The following is a 16,127-nucleotide window of genomic DNA, read 5'->3' on the forward strand; positions in this document are numbered from 1 at the left end:
TTTATCTCTCTAGAGAACATGTATTTCTTTCCCGTTTTGTTTCGCCAACTCGGTGCCATTGCTCGGCGTAGGTGAGCTGCGGGAGGCGCCGGTGGAGACGGGGCGATGAGGCCGCGTCTGAGGGCGGAGAGTGGCTCGGAACCCTCATGCGGACACAGCACCGTGGCCAGCGGAATGCCGTAGGCACCCGAAGGGCGAGCGTTGAGCGAGTTCGGCCGGCGACGGTGCGGCCGAACGGGTGAGACGGGTGTGACTCGCTGGCCACTGTCGGCGGGGACGGTTGGGTCCTGGGGAGGCTTGCGGCTCGTGCCCGCGCGGGTCCCCCGTGCGAGACCGGCCTCCAGGCCGCATGCTCGCGCGGGGCGGGCCGCGCGGGCGCGGCGGCGTAGCCGCCGCCTTGATACCCATAAGGGAAATTCGGCAATGAGGCGGGCGCGTCGTTCAGCAGGTGCGCGAGAAGGTCGCTCAAGGTCGATGTGGAAGTTATGGTGGTGGAGATCCACGGACGGTACCTGACTGCGCTGGGAGAACGACCGTGAGTGACGTGGCGGCTGAGGCGAGCAATGAAGTGCCGGGGTCCAGAAAGGGACGTTTCGGGCAAGACCTATCGCGCGTTTTGGGCGAAGGGCGCAAATCGGAACGAGTCAGGATCCTGGTAGAACACGTTCGTTGGCTGGTAGGGGAAGAGGGGTTTCCCTGGATTAGCGAGCTAGCCCGGGTAGGGAAGAGCGAACGGCTTACGGTGGCGGAGATCAGAAACGTCACGTCAGACATCGCGTGGATTAGCCGTGAGGCTGGCGAAGCCATACCGGAAAGGGATCTGAGACCGGACGACGACATTGACAAAGATGTCTTCGGGCTGGTGCTCGTCTACGTACGCGGTCAGCGACTCCGCTTCGATTTCCGATTCCGGGAACTCTTCCATTGCGCGGAGGAATGGCGGAGAGAATATGACGATGCGCTGATTTGTGCGTTCGGCGCTTTCGCCGCTTGCGGGCTTCGACTGCCCGACGCTCTAAGCATCTATAAGCGGTCCATTGAGATGGACGACGTGGATAAAGTGTCGCGCCACGTTAGCCTCACGGCAATCTGGATGGCCCAACAGGTGCCTAATCAGGCGGCGCTATTGCTTGAGCTGGCAGATAGGATGATCACCCTCGGCGAGGGAAATGCGGTCCTCTACTTCAGGCGGGCGCGAGCATATTCACGGCTAGGTGACTACGAGCGGGCGCTAGATGACATCTATCAGGCAATGGATCTGGTAGGGCCGGATAACAACCTAGTACACGCGGATTATGTCAGAGAGTGGCAGATAATAGTCACCAAGATGGACTTCGAGGAGACGGCTAAGAGACTAGTCGGGGAGGTGGTAGAAGAAACAGCAAAGGAAGCAATTTCGCGGATCCAAGAAGCGGAAAGAGCTTTGTCCGATGGACAGCTCAGGATGGTGGAAATTCTGGGCCTTTTCATGGCTCTGGTCGGATTCTTGGTAGCAGGCGGCTCGACCTTTCTTCAAACGGCGAGCTGGCAGCAGGCGGTAACAAACGTAGTCTTAATTGGACTGGGATCCATCAGCTTCTTCATGGTGCTGCGCTGGATCATTCATTTTAGACGGAGCTGAACGTCATGCAGGTGTACTACCCCAAGCTCATTGCGCCGACACGGAGAGTGGGGACGCGAGAATTCGACCTAGCGCGGCACATAGTCGTGATGGGAATTGTTAATCGTACGCCAAACTCGGGCCTAGATCCGAATCGGTCGATGGACGTTGGCGAGGCGATTGCGACGGCGGAGCGGGCACTACGGGATGGCGCGGAATGGCTTGATGTAGGGGGTCGGGCGTTCCGCTCTGATCAGCCACCGTTGTCGGTGGCGGAAGAGATAGACCGAGTGGTGCCCGTAATCAAAGGCATTCGGGAGAAGAGCGACGCTGTGATCAGCGTGGACACCCACCTGCCGGAGGTCGCGGAGGCGGCTTACAAAGCGGGCGCCGACGTGATCAATGACACGAACGGGCTCAGGGCGCCGGGGATGGCGAGCCTTATAGCCGAAACGGGGATGAGCGTTGTCATTACACACAGCATCGGCGGGCCGGGGGAGGTAGTAGCGACTCCCCACTATGACGATGTCATCAGCGAGGTGACGGAATTCCTTCGTCAACGGGCGGACGCCGCGGTTGGGCATGGCATCAAACCGGAGAAAATCTTTATCGATCCAGGGCACGACCTGAACAAGACCACTGAGCACTCAAACACGATAACTCGCCGTTTGGGGGAGATCGCGGCGATTGGATATCCGGTGCTCGTGGCATGCAGCAATAAGCATTTCATCCGGGAAAGCCTCGGAGTAGAGCGAGATAGCGAAGCACTGAAAGTAGGAACGATCGCGGCGAACACGATGTGCGTTTACGGGGGCGCGAGGGTCGTGCGGGTCCATGACGTTGCAGGGAATGTCGCTGCGATGAGGGCGGCGGAATCACTGCTCGGTTTGGCGTAAATCTGTGCGATGGGAGCCAAGCCGCCCGCCTAATGCGTAGCATCCGAAGGGCGAGCGTTAAGCGAGTTAGGCCGGCGGCTTGGCGGACATTTTTCTGAGGCGCGCGGCCGGTGCGTGGGCTTGGCGAGTCGAGCGGGCCAACGGCACGCAGTGCGGCGCCCAACCCGGGGGTTCCCCAAAGAGCCTTAAAAGGCGAGATGACGCGGCGGTGGTCAGCTTTGAGAAATTTGCTGACTCGTGTGGAGAATGATGCGGTCCGCGCGAAGCACACTGTGAGTTAGAGCAAGAGGCGTTTTGTTAGCGTAGTGGATACGCTGAATCTCAATTACGGGAACGCCTGGACGGACACTCATCAGGTGAGCCTCCTCCGACGTCGGCATTCGCGCACTGGTCGTCTCCTCCACGTCGGTTACCTGAACTCCTGCGCGTGCGAACCGCGCTATTACGTCGTGGTCAAAGGATGAGCCTTTCGGAGCGGGACGGGCGGTAGCGTGCCCTGGAATGGCAAGCGGCTCGTAATACTCGGACGTTTCAACGACTTCGTCATTGACGGTCCAGCGGTAAAGGATTTGAGTCACGTGGTCGTCGCTAGAAAGACCGAGAGTCTTAGCGACGTGGAAAGGAACAACCACGTCCGAAACGTGCGCAGAGAGTAGGCGGTCGTCGCCTTCGGGCCGGAGATCGCGCCCATCGCGGAGACTCACGATGGGCTCGGGCTGCTCGGCGACGAAACTGCCCTTGCCTTGCCGACTGACGATCAAGCCTTGGCTGCGAAGCCTGCTGATCGCAGCTCGGGCCACGTTTTGTGAGACGCGGTGCTGCTCTGTGATCTCCCGTTCCCCGGGGACCTGGTCCCCGGGGCGCAGCTCTCCACGGTGGATCTGAGCGGCGATGCGGTCCGAGATCTCAACGTATGCGGGTGTGCGCCCTGTCACAGTCATACCTCCTGAGCATGAATTCTACCACTAACCCCACTTAGTGGGTTAACCTCCTAACACCACGAAGTTCGTGGAGGCAGGTAGACAAGAGGAGCGACGTTGGCCTTATCTGGGCCTATCCCGGTGCACATGGAGACGGTGTTCCCACACGGGTGTTACCTCGTGGGCGAGGTGGAGCCGGTGAGGGACTTCGAGAAGTCCACGAAGGAGCGCTTCGTGCAGTCGCGCGACAAGAACACCAATGAACTGGTGTGGCAGGTCGCGGTCATGGACGGCGATCCCAAGGTCAAGGCCGCCCAAAAGACGGTCGCGATCAAGATGGTGGGCAACGAGGAACCGCAAACTCCGGCGTTCCCCCCGGGGATGCCGTTCGTGCCGGTCGCGTTCGACCAGATCGCGGTTACGCCGTACGTGCACCAGGGAACCGGACGGCTGGCCTACGCCTACCGGGCGAAAGGGCTGCGGCCGGTCCGCACCACCACGGGGACGGGGACGGCGACGGCTAGCGGGAGTGCCTCGTGATGCAGGCACAGAACGCGCCGTACACGTACATCGCGAGCACTGACAAGGGCGGTTGCTCGTACGGGGTGAGCTTCTACGACGCAAGGTTGAGGGCGTCGGCGGGAGTGGTAGCCGAAGAGTTCCGACCGTACCTGTACCTGGGCACGCGGAACGCGGAAGTCACGGTCTCGACCACGGGCGGCGGTCCCGTCTCGCTGGCAGACGTGGAGACGGCCGAACGGATCCTGCGGGCGGCCAAGAGGTACAGAGACCTGGTGAAGCTGGCGTACAAGCGGCAGACGAACGCCGCTGAGGTCGTCAACGAGGCGTAGACGAACGCCGGGGAGGCTGGCGAGTGGTCAGCCTCCCCCTTAGTCGCACAAGACATGATCACCTAGCCAAGAAAGGACTGAGCGACTAAGTGTTCCGACGCCTGCCAGGCGAAACGGCGGGGCTCGTCACGACCACGCCAGAGACAAGCATCGTTTTCCGGCCAACCGTCGTCAGGACTCCAGCAATCGTCACGCTGGCGATCTGGGGATACCGGCTGATCGCGGGAGTAATCCGGCTCGTCGTGCGCCACCCCATAGCGGTGGGACTCACAGGCGGGACGGCGGCACTGTGGTGGCACTACGACTGGCAAGAAGCCGGTTTCGTCACTGCGGCGACTCTGGCGGAGGTCGGCCTGTGGTGGATACTCGCGCCACGGTTATGGGCTCGCTGGGTGGGCTGGCCACTCGTCGCCTGGTGGCGACTGGTGTGGATCTACCGGCCACGCTGGCACTCAGTCATGGCGATAGCTGGACTGACGGGCACGATCAAGGGACGGCTTTTCGCTCCTCGGCTGGTGCGAGTGCGCTCGTCCTCGTGGGCGGACACGCTGACGGTGCGCATGCTGCGAGGACAAGCGGCGCAGAGCTGGGGCGAGAGAACCCCGAACCTTACTCAGGCGTTCGGGGGGCTGGGGTGCCGGGTGGCGGTGCTCAAGGGCGGACGGCTGAAAATCACGATGCTGAGACGAGATCCCTTGATCACACCGCTGAGAGCAGTACCGATCCCCCGCAGAGCCACGGTCGGGCCGGTGGAGATCGGCCTACAGGAGGACGGCACACCGTACAAGCTGCGCGTGCATGGCACACACCTGCTGATTGCGGGCGCAACGGGGGCGGGGAAGGGGTCCTACCTGTGGGGCATCGTTCGCGGGCTGCTGCCTGGGATGCGGGCTGGCCTGGTGGTGGCGTATGGGCTGGACCCCAAGCTGATGGAGCTGTCTTTCGGGCGCGGTCTGTTTGGAGACCGGTACGCGGCGAAGCCGGAGGACTGCGCGGAGCTGCTAGAGCGGGCCGTGGAAGTGATGCAGGAGCGGGCCGCCCGGTATGCGGGGAAACGGCGCTCCCACGTGGCCACGACAGATGATCCGTTCGTCCTGGTGATCGTGGATGAGGTGGCGTTCCTGACGGCCTACCAGCCGGACAGGAACTTACGGCAACGGATCATGGCGGCGCTCGCGACGCTGACCACGCAGGGGCGTGCGGTGGGCGTGGGCGTGGTGGCGGCACTACAAGATCCCCGCAAGGAGGTGCTGAACATCCGGAACCTGTTCCCGGACAAGATCGCGCTGCGACTGGACGAGTCAGAACAGGTGGACATGGTCCTGGGAGAGGGCGCGAGAGAGCGCGGGGCACTGGCGGACGAAATCTCAGAGATCCCGGAAGAGGGCGCGGGCATCGGATACGTGCGGCTAGAGGGATCACCCGAGCCCATGCGCGTTCGGGCGGCGTACGTCTCGGATGCCGACATCCGAGAGATGGCAGCGATCTACCTCAGGGACGGCGGCAAGTGAAAGAGCGGCTAAGCGGTCTGCGGTGCGCCGAATGCGGCACGGGCGAGAGTCTGACGCTCGACGTCGTACGAGGGGCGGTGAGCTGCGGAGAGTGCGGAGCAACAGCGCACGTCGCGAGTGAGACGGAGACGGTGTCACAGCGGGAGCGACCGTGGCCGGTCGATGCCGTAGGCACCCGTCAGGGCGAGCAAAGCGAGTCAGCCGGCGACGGGCGCGGCCACGAAACAGAGAGGGAGGAGCGGGCGTAGCGCTGAACGAGAAGGAGGAAGGGGGCGTGCTGGGAGAGCCGGAGATGTCGGCGCGGGGCTTGCTCTCGCTGGCGGTAGTGGAAAGGGCGGCGGTCGGGCTGGGCGTCTGTGTCCGGCCGTTGGCCTTCCGGGTGTACGACGCAGACAGCGGAGAGACGAAAGTCGTAGAGGTCGCCTGCGGGGCGCTGGTGGCGGCCAAGTGCCCGTCGTGTGCACAAGCCGCACGCAAGATGAGGGCGGCGCAGTGCCGCGAGGGGTGGCACCTGGAGGCGGAGCCAGAAGGGCGGCCGAAGAGGCGGAAGAGTGCGGAGGAAGAGGCGGAGACGGTGAACAGGCGGCGAGTGCGCTCGACGCGGCGACGCCAGGACACGCCAGAACTGCCCCGGCGAGAGAAGCGGGAGGGAACCCTAGGGCAGACGTACACCGGGCGCGACGGCAGGGTGTATCGGCCGTCGATGTTCGTAACGCTGACGCTGCCGTCCTACGGCAGGGTCAAGGATGGTGCGCCGGTTGACCCACGGTCGTACGACTACACGGGGGCGGCGCGAGACGCGATGCACTTCGGGCGGCTGGTGGATCGGTTCGTACAGAACCTTCGGCGGGTGGCGGGCTACGCGGCTCAATACTTCGCGACCGTGGAGCCGCAACGCAGGCTCGCTCCCCACCTGCACATGGCGATCCGGGGAACGCTGCCTCGGCGAGAGCTGCGGCAGATCGTTGCAGCGACGTACCACCAAGTGTGGTGGCCTGCCGACACCGGGAGAGTTCTGGTGGGAGAGCACCTGCCGGTCTGGTGTGAGGGCGTGGGCTACCTGGATCCCGCGACCGGGGAAGTCCTGGAGACCTGGGAGGAGACGTTAGACGGCCTGGACGCGCCGCGTCACACCCTGAGGTTCGGCACACAGATGAATGTCCGGGGGGTGCTGATCGGGAGTGCAGAGGCAGATCGACGGGTCGGGTACTTGGCGAAGTATCTGACCAAGAGCATGGCCGATGCTCTGGTGAGCCAGTGGGGCACGCTGAGCTGGGCGGAGCGGCAACACGTGGCGCGGCTGATCGAGACGGTGACGTACGAGCCGTGTTCGGCGGAGTGCCCGAACTGGCTGCGATACGGGATCCAGCCGAAGGGCGCGCGGAGTGGCCTGGTGCCTGGCAAGTGCACGCGGCGGGCACATCGGCCGGAGCGGATGGGCTATGGCGGACGGCGGGCGCTGGTCTCGCGTAACTGGTCTGGGCGGCGGCTCACGGACTACGCGGCGGAGCGGCGGGCCTGGGTACTGCAAGCGCTCGGGGAGGAGGAGGCAGAGGAGTCAGGTGGACGGCACGTGTGGGAGGCGGTGAAGGACGGAGACGAGGGTTTGCCGTCGCGGACGCTGCGACTGTGGCGGCTCGTGCGAGAGCGACAGGCGGCGTACGCGGAGATGGAGAAGCGACGCAGGGGTGATGCGGGACGGCGCGATGGGGAGGCGTGAGGGCCGCCCAGAAGGAAGGCGCGCCGAAGGCACGATTCAGGGGTTGAAGGGCCTGTATGTGCCCTGAAGTGCAGACTCCTGGCGGCGGTCAGCGGCCTACGGACCCCTTGGGCGGGTGGGAGGGCCCCCCAGCGCACACGCAGAGTAGCCAGTGATCACGGAGAGAGTGCAAGGGGGCGGGCTGTTACCGCTGGCGGGCGGCGGCTCGGCCACTGCCTGCGGGCGGATGGCTCGCCTTTCTCGGCGATAAACGCCATTCAGTCGAAACGCTTTCCCGTCATTCGTGAATGGTGTAGATGCATTCCGGTTCCGGCAATTAATGGAAGGGTGAAAGGCGTTCGACGCGAAGCGCTTAGAGGCGAATTCGAGTGCTCCCTCTGCTGGCCCGTGGTTGGCCCGTGGCTGGCCCGTAGGTGCAACTCGGAAAGGGGCGTCTGATGAGTCATGACGACTTTCTGACCGTGGCTGATGCCCTGCGTATCCTGCATGTTCCTCGCTCGACGTTCTATAAGTGGCTAGCGGTCGGATGCGGTCCAGAAACATATAAGCTGCCCAACGGGAAAAGGCTTATAAAGCACGATGATTGGGTAAAATGGTTAGAGGAGCGGAAATCGGAATAGAGGGGCGGCTAAATGTCTACCATTCGAATCCAATTCTGGACCATCCGGAAGCGTGCGGGTCGAAAGAAGCCGTACGAACTTCGGTGGCGGCTCGGCGAACGGTCCTACTCTAGGTCGTTCTTGTTAAAAGCAGAAGCGCAGAACCATCAGGCCAAGCTCACCAACGCGGCACAGCTCGTCGGCCAACTCTGGGACGTCAAGACCGGTGAGCCCGTCTCCTGGGGGCGTGAGCAAGTCACCTGGTTCGATCACGCGTTACTGGTCGTCAAAGAGCACTGGGCGGGTACCTCTGCTAGCGCTCGGCGCAACACGGCGCGAGACCTGACAGAGATCATGCTCGCCATGATCGACGATACGGCCAAAGCGCGGCGTACCCGGCCCGACGATGCGATCCTGCGGCGGGCTCTGATGAACTGGGCCTACCGGTACGGGCGGCTGGAGGCCGAAACGCCTCCCCCGGAGATCGCCTCGGCGCTGGCCTGGCTGGCCGAACACTCTCGGCCCGTGGCAGACCTCGGCACCGATGAGCACATCCGTACCGTCCTGGCCAAGCTGGCTACCCTGCAAGACGGCAGGAAAGCTAGCGCAAGCACCATGCGCACTCGGCGGGCGATCCTCTTTCAGAGCGTGGACCTCGCGGTTCAGCGCAAGCTGATCACGGTCAACTTGCTGGTGACCATCAAGACCAAGCGTCGGCATGCCGATGATGCGGTCTCTCCGCTGCTTGTGCCCACCCTGGTGCAAGCGCGACGGATCATCGAGGCCGTACGAGAGCTGCCCTTCTACGCGCACACTGCCCATCGGGGGCCGATGCTGGCCACCTTCTTCTATGTCATGGCGTTAGCCGGGCTGCGCCCTTCTGAGGTGCTGGCCCTGACCGTCGGCAACTGCCAGCTACCGCTGAAGGGCTGGGGGCGGCTCACCCTGACCGGCGCGGCGCCCGACGTCGGCGCCTTGTGGACGGACGATGGCGAACGGCACGATAAGAAGGGGCTCAAGCAACGCGCTAAGACGGCCGTGCGCATCGTCCCTATCCCTCCGGAGCTGGTGGCGATCCTGCGTCGTCACCTGATGGCCTACCCTCCGGCTCCCGATGGCCGCCTGTTCTATGACGGACCAAGTCACACCTACTACCGGGCGCGCGTCTATCAAGACGTGTGGCGACGTGCCCGCAAAGCGGCCCTGAGCGACGCTGAGCACGCCTCCCAGCTCGCCCGACGTCCCTATGACCTCCGGCACTTCAACGCCTCTACGCTCATCCTGGCGGGCGTAGACACTGCCCAGGTCGCTCGCAGGCTCGGCCACTCCATCCAAGTTCTCCTCACGGTTTACGCGCACTGGATCGACACCGGGGAAGACGCAGCGAACGCGAAGATAGAAGCGGTGCTGAACTCGCAGACGCTTCCGATCAAGGCGCTGACCAGCGAAAACGCAGATCGCGGGCCATACGCGGGCCAAATGGCCCAAAACGCGCCCATTCCGGCGTAAACCCCCAGGTCAACCCCCTGATCGTGGACGGACCGATGTTCTCCCTGGACAGGCCCCGGCCCCGGACGGCGGTTGGGGCCGGCCCATGCCGGCCGTAAAACCCCAGGAAACCAAAACACGGCCCGCACCCAGAGAACAGGCGTGGACCGTGTAAGGGAGAAACAGATCAGTGACCGTGGCCGTGACCGTGGCCCCCACCGGCAGGAGCGGACTCCTCCTCCGGCTTGTCGACGACGAGCGCCTCGGTGGTGAGGAGCATGCCGGCGATGGACGCGGCGTTCTGCACGGCCGAGCGGGTGACCTTGACCGGGTCGATGACGCCCTGGCTGAGCAGGTCGCCGTACTCGCCCGTGGCGGCGTTGAGGCCGTGGCCCGCGGACAGCTCCGAGACCTTGTGGGTGACCACGTAGCCCTCGAGACCGGCGTTCTCGGCGATCCAGCGCGTCGGCTCGACCAGCGAGCGGCGGACGATGGCGACACCGGTCGCCTCGTCGCCCGTCAGGCCGAGGTCGTCGAGGTCCTTGGAGACGTGGATCAGCGCGGAGCCACCGCCGGAGACGATGCCCTCCTCGATCGCGGCCCGCGTAGCGGAGATCGCGTCCTCGAGACGGTGCTTCTTCTCCTTGAGCTCCACCTCGGTGGCAGCGCCGACGCGCAGCACGCACACGCCGCCGGCCAGCTTGGCGAGGCGCTCCTGCAGCTTCTCGCGGTCCCAGTCGGAGTCGGACTGCTCGATGGCGAGCTTGATCTCCTTGACCCGGTCCTCGATCGCCTTCGCGTCGCCGGCGCCGTCGACGACGGTCGTGGCGTCCTTGGTGACGACGATGCGGCGAGCGGTGCCGAGCACCTCAAGGCCGACGTTCTCGAGCTTGAGACCGACTTCCTCGCTCACGACCTGGCCACCGGTGAGGATGGCGATGTCCTGCAGCATGGCCTTGCGGCGGTCGCCGAAGCCCGGAGCCTTGACGGCCACGGAGGTGAACGTGCCGCGGATCTTGTTGGTGACCAGAACGGCCAGGGCTTCGCCCTCGACGTCCTCGGCGACCACGAGCAGCGGCTTCTTGGTCTGGGCGATCTGCTCGAGCAGCGGCAGGAAGTCCGCGATCGAGGAGATCTTGCCCTGGGTGAGCAGAATGTAGGCGTCCTCGAGGACGGACTCCATGCGCTCGGGGTCGGTCACCATGTACGCCGACAGGTAGCCCTTGTCGAACTGGAGGCCCTCGGTGAACTCGAGCTCCATGCCCATGGCGTTGGACTCTTCGACGGTGAGAACACCGTCCTTGCCGACCTTGTCGAACGCCTCGGCGATCAGGTCGCCGATCTTGGCGTCCTGGGCGGAGATGGTCGCGACGTTCGCGATCTCCTTCTTGTCCTCGACCGGGCGCGCGCTGGCGAGCAGCTTGTCGCTGACCGCCTTGGCGGCCTTGTCGATGCCGCGCTTGAGCGACAGCGGCGAGGCGCCGGCTGCCACGTTGCGCAGGCCCTCGCGGACCATCGCCTGGGCCAGGACGGTCGCGGTGGTGGTGCCGTCACCAGCGACGTCGTTGGTCTTGGTGGCGACTTCCTTGGCGAGCTGGGCGCCGAGGTTCTCGTAGCGCTCCTCCAGCTCGATCTCACGAGCGATGGTCACGCCGTCGTTCGTGATCGTCGGAGCACCGAACTTCTTGTCGATGACGACATTGCGGCCACGCGGGCCGAGGGTTACCTTCACGGCGTCCGCGAGGGCGTTGACGCCGCGCTCAAGCGCGCGGCGGGCGTCCTCGTCGAACGCTAGGATCTTCGCCATGCTGAAAGTCCTCTCCTAGCGTCGACAGCCCCGGCCGCACGCGCTCAAACGAGAGCGCGCGCCCGGGGCCCGACGCATCCGGCTTACTTCTCGATGATCGCGAGAACGTCGCGGGCGGAGAGCACGAGGTACTCCTCGCCGCCGTACTTGACCTCGGTGCCGCCGTACTTGCTGTAGAGGACGATGTCGCCCTCAGCGACGTCAAGCGGAATACGCTTGTCGCCGTCCTCATCCCAGTTGCCCGGGCCCACCGCGAGGACCTTGCCCTCTTGCGGCTTCTCCTTGGCGGTGTCAGGGATGACAAGGCCGGAAGCGGTCGTCTGCTCGGCCTCAAGCGGCTGAACCACAATGCGGTCGCCGAGCGGCTTAACGGGAACCTTGGTGGCGGTCGTCACGATCGGACCTCCCCTTCAGATTTGAATGATCTAGAAGAGGCGACCAGCGGGGCCTGCCGTCGCGGGTGTCAGACCTGCCTCGTCGCACGTTGGCACTCTCAAGGGGAGAGTGCCAACAGGAAACATATGCAAGAGGGGCTTGACAGTCAACACGAACGCGTCTGCTCAGAGCGATCAGGCCCAAGAGCTTGCCCAAGGTTGGGGGTAAATGGGGTGACACGCACCCGTGGGGCACGGCGGATGTGTGAGTACGCACGACTACCCGCTTTACGCGCACAGCGGACAGCCGACTTCGCACTCGTCAGGCCACCCGCCGCACACACGGGCAGACCCGTCAGGCCGCCTGCCAGACCCGGACGGGCACACCCGTGAGGCCACCCGCCACACGGACGGGCGTACGCATGAGGCCACCAGTCAAGCCACCCGCCAGACCCGGAAGGGCACACGCGTGAGGCTGCCCGTCCCTTCACCATCGCCTTCGCACCTATGGGGTCACGGACGGGCCGGGGCCTGGAGTGCGGCGGGAAGGCGCTAGCGTGGTGTTACGTGGATCTCGACGCCTTCACCGAGTTGCTCACCCCGCGCGGGCAGCGCGCTCTCGCTGAGGCCGTCGAGCTGGTGGGAGCCGACCCGGTGGCCGCGGCGACGAGACTGCGCAAGACGTACGACGCCGCGCTCACCTCGGCCGCGCTCACCCAGGCGGGACTACGCGACCGCGCCAGAGCCAAGTTCGGCGCCGACGCGGCCAGCATGTACTTCACTCCGCACGGCCTGGAGCAGGCCACCCGCGCCGAGGTCGGCGCCCACCGCGCCCGCCGCCTGACCGCACTCACCGACGGAACGCAGGCCGCATCCGGTGGAGCGCAGAGCACGGCCAGGGAAACGCGGGTTGCGGCCAGTAGGGCGCCTGGCGTCTCCGCAGAAACGCGGGTCGTGGCCGGTGGAGGGCAGGGCGCGGCCGAGGGACCGCGGGTGGTGGACGTCTGCTGCGGCATCGGCGGCGACTTCATCGCGCTGGCCCGCGCCGGGTGCGTCGTGGACGCCCTGGACCTCGATCCGCTGACCGTCGCAGTCGCTCGGGCGAACGCCGAGGCGCTCGGGCTCGGGGATCGGGTCACCGTCCGGGTGGGCGACGCCGCGACGGTCTCGCCGGAGGACTACGACTGGCTGTTCGCCGACCCCGCCCGCCGTACGAGCCGGGGCAGGACGTTCGACCCCATGGCCTACTCCCCGCCGTGGCCGGTCGTGCTCGACCTGGTCGCCAGAGCCCCGCGGGCCTGCCTGAAGGTGGCTCCGGGGATCCCGTACGAGTTCATCCCGGCCGGCGCCGAAGCCGAGTGGGTGTCGTACAAGGGCGAGGTAAAAGAAGCGGCCCTCTGGACAGGCTCCACCGACGCCGCAGACACAATCGGCGCTGTTGAGCGGCCGGGCAGTGCGGTGCCACCGACGACAGTGCCGGGTGGTGTGGTGCGGCGGGCGACGTTGCTGCCCGGTGGGGAGACGCTCGTCGCCCGCGGGGTCGAGGCGCCGATCGGCCCCGTCGGGCGTTATGTGTACGAGCCCGACGGGGCCGCGATCCGTGCACACCTCGTCGGGGAGGTCGCCGAGATGGTCAATGGCCGCCTCCCCGACCCGATGATCGCCTACATCACGAGCGATGAGGCGTTCGACACCCCGTGGGCCGCGCGTTACTCGGTGGAAGAAGTGCTGCCGTTCTCGCTGAAGCGCCTCCGGGCCACCCTTCGCGAGCGGCAAATCGGAAATGTCGTTATCAAGAAGCGGGCCTCGGCGGTCGACATCGAGCGGCTCAGAAATGACCTCCGGCTTTCTGGCGATAAATCAGCGGTAATCGTCCTTACCCGCATCATGAATAAGCCTTCCGTTTTGATTTGCCATGCCACCCCACCTGCGTAGATGACAAATCCGGGCACTCCCGGGCCAATACCTATCTTTCACTTCGCCCCTGACGTACCTTGATCGAGAGGCTAAGGTGGGCACGCGGGAGTCCTCCCCCTTTGGCGGTTAGCCGCGCTCTCTTTCTTCCATCTGCAAACCGGACCTATCCCACCGCTGCGCGGCAGACCGTCGGCGAGCGAAGGAGCCTTTCGGTGGATCACTCCAACCACACCACCCTTCTACAGGCAGGCGGCGATTCCGCCATCTCCGAAAGGATGCGGGACCTGCTCGCGCGTGCTTCCCAGGATCACGTGTACGAGCAGCGCACCCAGGGCGCCGTCCTCGACGAGATCCGCCAGCGCCTCGAAGGTATGGAGTGGCTGCTCCGCGAGGTTCGCGAACGGGAGCTTGGAGGGCTGAGCGGCACGCTCGAGACGGTGAGCGGGCGGCTTGAGGAGATCGCGGCCAAACCGCCGATGTGGGCCGAGGGTCTCGCCCAGCATGTGGAGGCGGTACGCGACCACGTTGACGCCGTCGGCGAGCAGGTGGGCACCGTTGACGCGCATGTGGAGTCGGTTCATCAGCGGGTGGCGCCGGTGTCGGAGTTGCCGGGGCTCTGGGCCGAGGTCGGCAGCGTCGGCGACAACGTGGATGAGGTGCTCAAGAAGCTGCAGTCGGTCCTCGACTGCACCGACGGCATCACCAAGCGGATGGGCGACCTGGGCACGAGGCTGGGCCAGCTCACCACGGGCATGGAGGCCGCCGCCAGCCGCTTCACCCGCATCGACAAGTCGCTCGCCGAGCTGACCGCCCGTACCGACCGCATCGAAGGCGCGGTGCTGGAGCTGCCCGACGACTTCGACGGCAAGCTCGCCGCCACCGCCGCACAGCTCGACGGCAAGTTCACCGCCACCGCCGCGCAGCTCACCGCCGCCACCGACCAGTTCGACAGCAAGTTCACCGCCACCGCCAACCAACTTGGCGGCAAGCTCACCGCGGCGACGGACCGGCTCGGCGCCCAGGTGGACGGCACCGAACAACGCCTCACCGGACGCCTCGACGAGACCGAGCAGCAGCTGGCCGACCTGGACCAGCGGCTCACCGGCCGCCTCGACAAGACCGAGCAGGCCCTGACCGCGCGTCACGACAAGACCGAGCAGGCCCTGACCGCGCGTCTCAACGAGGCAGGGCAGACCCTGGCCGAGACCCGGCAGAGCGTGACAAGCCGCCTCGAAGAGACCGAGCAGCGTTTGGCCGGTCGCCTCGACGGCGTCGACAGCCGGATCGGCCGGCTCGACGGCAAACTCCTCGGCATCGACAGCCACATCGAGGCCGCCGACGGGCACCTGACCGGCATCGACACCCGCCTCGACGGCATCGACGGCAAGCTGCTCGACGCCCACAGCGGGCTCGACGACCGGCTCGGCGGCTTCGACCAGCACCTGAGCTCCGTGAACAGCCACCTGACCACGGTGAACAGTCACCTGTCCCGCCACGACGACCGGTTCGACGCACTCGACGGCCGCGTCGACGGCCACTTCATCCGGCTCGACGAACGCCTGGCCGTCGCCGACCGGCACCTCACCGAGTCCGCCACCCGCAACGAGGGCCGCTTCAACCAGCTCGACAACGGCCTGGAGTCACTCGACGAACGCCTGGGCGAGGTGGAGGAGCGCCTGACCACCCGCTTCGACGGCCTGGACAACCAGCTCACCAGCGTCAACACCACCGTGACGGGCCTGAGCGAGAGGCTCACCGACGTCGACACCTCGATCAACGGCCTCGGCACCCAGATCGACAGCGTGGAGACCAACCTGACCGGTCTCGCCGTACACACCGAACAGGCCAACGAGCACCTCGAAGCCGTCGACGACCGCATCGAGGCGGTCAACCAGCGCATCGGCCAGCTACCCGCGACGCTCAGCATCGGCGAGCGGATGAGCGAACTCCTCGACTCCCAGACCACCGACCAGGGCGAGCGCCTGACCGCCGCCGCGTCCGCGCTCACGGAGCTGGTCACGGCGCGCCCCGACCGCTCCGAGCTCACCCAGACGGTCACCGACATCGTCGAGCCCGCCACCAGCGACCTCACCAAGCGCCTGGGCGCCCTGGAGGAGACCATGCTCGCCCTCGCCGAGGCCCTCCTCCGTCCCACCAGAAAAGACTGACCTTCCTGTACGGCACAGCCAAGGTCACCCGCACGCGCCGCCCTGGGCGCGCGACCTTCCTGGCCGGTCGTGAACGCTCACGGGGTTCTCGCCGTGACGACGCGTATTCTCAGCCGTCGCCGGGGCAGGCCGACACCCCGTCACGCCGGCAACGCGCGCCAGGAGCTCGGCTGGGCGCCCGCCTACCCTTCCCATCGCGACGGCCTGTGAGCTGCCACAGGCGCAGTGGGCCGGGCGCGGCGGCGCCGCCAGTACACGACGGTGACCGCTCCCAGC

The 16,127-nt window shown here is 65.7% G+C and carries 13 protein-coding genes; 10 read left to right on the top strand and 3 right to left on the bottom strand.

The features are described from left to right. Positions 1–535 precede the first annotated feature (535 nt). Both AB0F17_RS23540 and folP read left to right on the top strand, forming a co-directional pair. Positions 536–1,621: a hypothetical protein gene (locus AB0F17_RS23540; RefSeq protein WP_358026248.1), complete on the top strand. Its 1,086-nt coding sequence runs from the start codon at positions 536–538 to the stop codon at positions 1,619–1,621. A gap of 5 nt (positions 1,622–1,626) precedes the next feature. After that, entirely contained in the window at positions 1,627–2,496 is an 870-nt protein-coding gene (gene folP / locus AB0F17_RS23545) for a dihydropteroate synthase (RefSeq protein WP_358026250.1), read from the top strand. A 212-nt stretch (positions 2,497–2,708) separates the two neighbouring features. Here folP and AB0F17_RS23550 read toward each other — a convergent pair whose 3' ends face one another. Next, on the bottom strand, positions 2,709–3,431 hold the full coding sequence (locus tag AB0F17_RS23550; RefSeq protein ID WP_358026253.1) for a GntR family transcriptional regulator: 723 nt from the start codon (positions 3,429–3,431) through the stop codon (positions 2,709–2,711). A 132-nt stretch (positions 3,432–3,563) separates the two neighbouring features. Here AB0F17_RS23550 and AB0F17_RS23555 point away from each other — a divergent pair, with 132 nt between their 5' ends. The 6 genes from AB0F17_RS23555 (at position 3,564) to AB0F17_RS23580 (ending at position 9,606) form a co-directional block, all read left to right on the top strand. Beyond that, complete coding sequence (locus tag AB0F17_RS23555) at positions 3,564–3,956, top strand: plasmid replication, integration and excision activator (protein ID WP_358026256.1); 393 nt, start codon at positions 3,564–3,566, stop codon at positions 3,954–3,956. Then, the gene (locus tag AB0F17_RS23560; RefSeq protein WP_358026259.1) at positions 3,953–4,267 is read left to right on the top strand and encodes a hypothetical protein; all 315 of its coding nucleotides are present in this window, start codon (positions 3,953–3,955) and stop codon (positions 4,265–4,267) included. The genes AB0F17_RS23555 and AB0F17_RS23560 overlap by 4 nt, the downstream gene beginning before the upstream one ends. Before the next feature lie 641 nt (positions 4,268–4,908). Further along, positions 4,909–5,778, top strand: a complete 870-nt coding sequence (locus AB0F17_RS23565; RefSeq protein WP_358026262.1) for an FtsK/SpoIIIE domain-containing protein — start codon at positions 4,909–4,911, stop codon at positions 5,776–5,778. Between the two features lie 274 nt (positions 5,779–6,052). After that, positions 6,053–7,498 carry a replication initiator gene (locus tag AB0F17_RS23570; protein ID WP_358026265.1) on the top strand — a complete coding sequence of 482 codons (1,446 nt, stop codon included), beginning with the start codon at positions 6,053–6,055 and terminating at the stop codon, positions 7,496–7,498. A 437-nt stretch (positions 7,499–7,935) separates the two neighbouring features. Further along, the gene (locus AB0F17_RS23575; protein ID WP_358026268.1) at positions 7,936–8,118 is read left to right on the top strand and encodes a helix-turn-helix domain-containing protein; all 183 of its coding nucleotides are present in this window, start codon (positions 7,936–7,938) and stop codon (positions 8,116–8,118) included. Positions 8,119–8,238: 120 nt separating this feature from the next. Continuing rightward, positions 8,239–9,606, top strand: coding sequence for a site-specific integrase (locus tag AB0F17_RS23580; RefSeq protein WP_358026271.1), 1,368 nt, complete (start codon positions 8,239–8,241; stop codon positions 9,604–9,606). A gap of 166 nt (positions 9,607–9,772) precedes the next feature. Here the strand turns inward: AB0F17_RS23580 and groL are convergent, their stop codons facing one another. Both groL and groES read right to left on the bottom strand, forming a co-directional pair. Further along, positions 9,773–11,392 (bottom strand): chaperonin GroEL, encoded by a 1,620-nt coding sequence (groL, locus tag AB0F17_RS23585; protein WP_358026274.1) that lies wholly within the window; start codon positions 11,390–11,392, stop codon positions 9,773–9,775. A gap of 83 nt (positions 11,393–11,475) precedes the next feature. After that, positions 11,476–11,790: a co-chaperone GroES gene (groES, locus tag AB0F17_RS23590; RefSeq protein ID WP_214633886.1), complete on the bottom strand. Its 315-nt coding sequence runs from the start codon at positions 11,788–11,790 to the stop codon at positions 11,476–11,478. A 543-nt stretch (positions 11,791–12,333) separates the two neighbouring features. Here groES and AB0F17_RS23595 point away from each other — a divergent pair. Next, on the top strand, positions 12,334–13,701 hold the full coding sequence (locus AB0F17_RS23595; protein WP_358026277.1) for a class I SAM-dependent methyltransferase: 1,368 nt from the start codon (positions 12,334–12,336) through the stop codon (positions 13,699–13,701). Positions 13,702–13,895: 194 nt separating this feature from the next. Then, the gene (locus tag AB0F17_RS23600) at positions 13,896–15,851 is read left to right on the top strand and encodes a hypothetical protein (RefSeq protein ID WP_358026280.1); all 1,956 of its coding nucleotides are present in this window, start codon (positions 13,896–13,898) and stop codon (positions 15,849–15,851) included. The last annotated feature ends 276 nt before the right edge of the window (positions 15,852–16,127 follow it).

The sequence above is a fragment of the Nonomuraea sp. NPDC026600 genome (assembly GCF_040638335.1).
GTDB lineage: Bacteria > Actinomycetota > Actinomycetes > Streptosporangiales > Streptosporangiaceae > Nonomuraea.

What these genes read in the sequence shown, in the direction of transcription:
- AB0F17_RS23575 (WP_358026268.1), top strand. Translation starts at nt 7,936, where the DNA reads ATGAGTCATGACGACTTTCTGACCGTGGCTGATGCCCTGCGTATCCTG.
- folP (WP_358026250.1), top strand. Translation starts at nt 1,627, where the DNA reads ATGCAGGTGTACTACCCCAAGCTCATTGCGCCGACACGGAGAGTGGGG.
- AB0F17_RS23555 (WP_358026256.1), top strand. Translation starts at nt 3,564, where the DNA reads ATGGAGACGGTGTTCCCACACGGGTGTTACCTCGTGGGCGAGGTGGAG.
- groL (WP_358026274.1), bottom strand. Translation starts at nt 11,392, where the DNA reads ATGGCGAAGATCCTAGCGTTCGACGAGGACGCCCGCCGCGCGCTTGAG.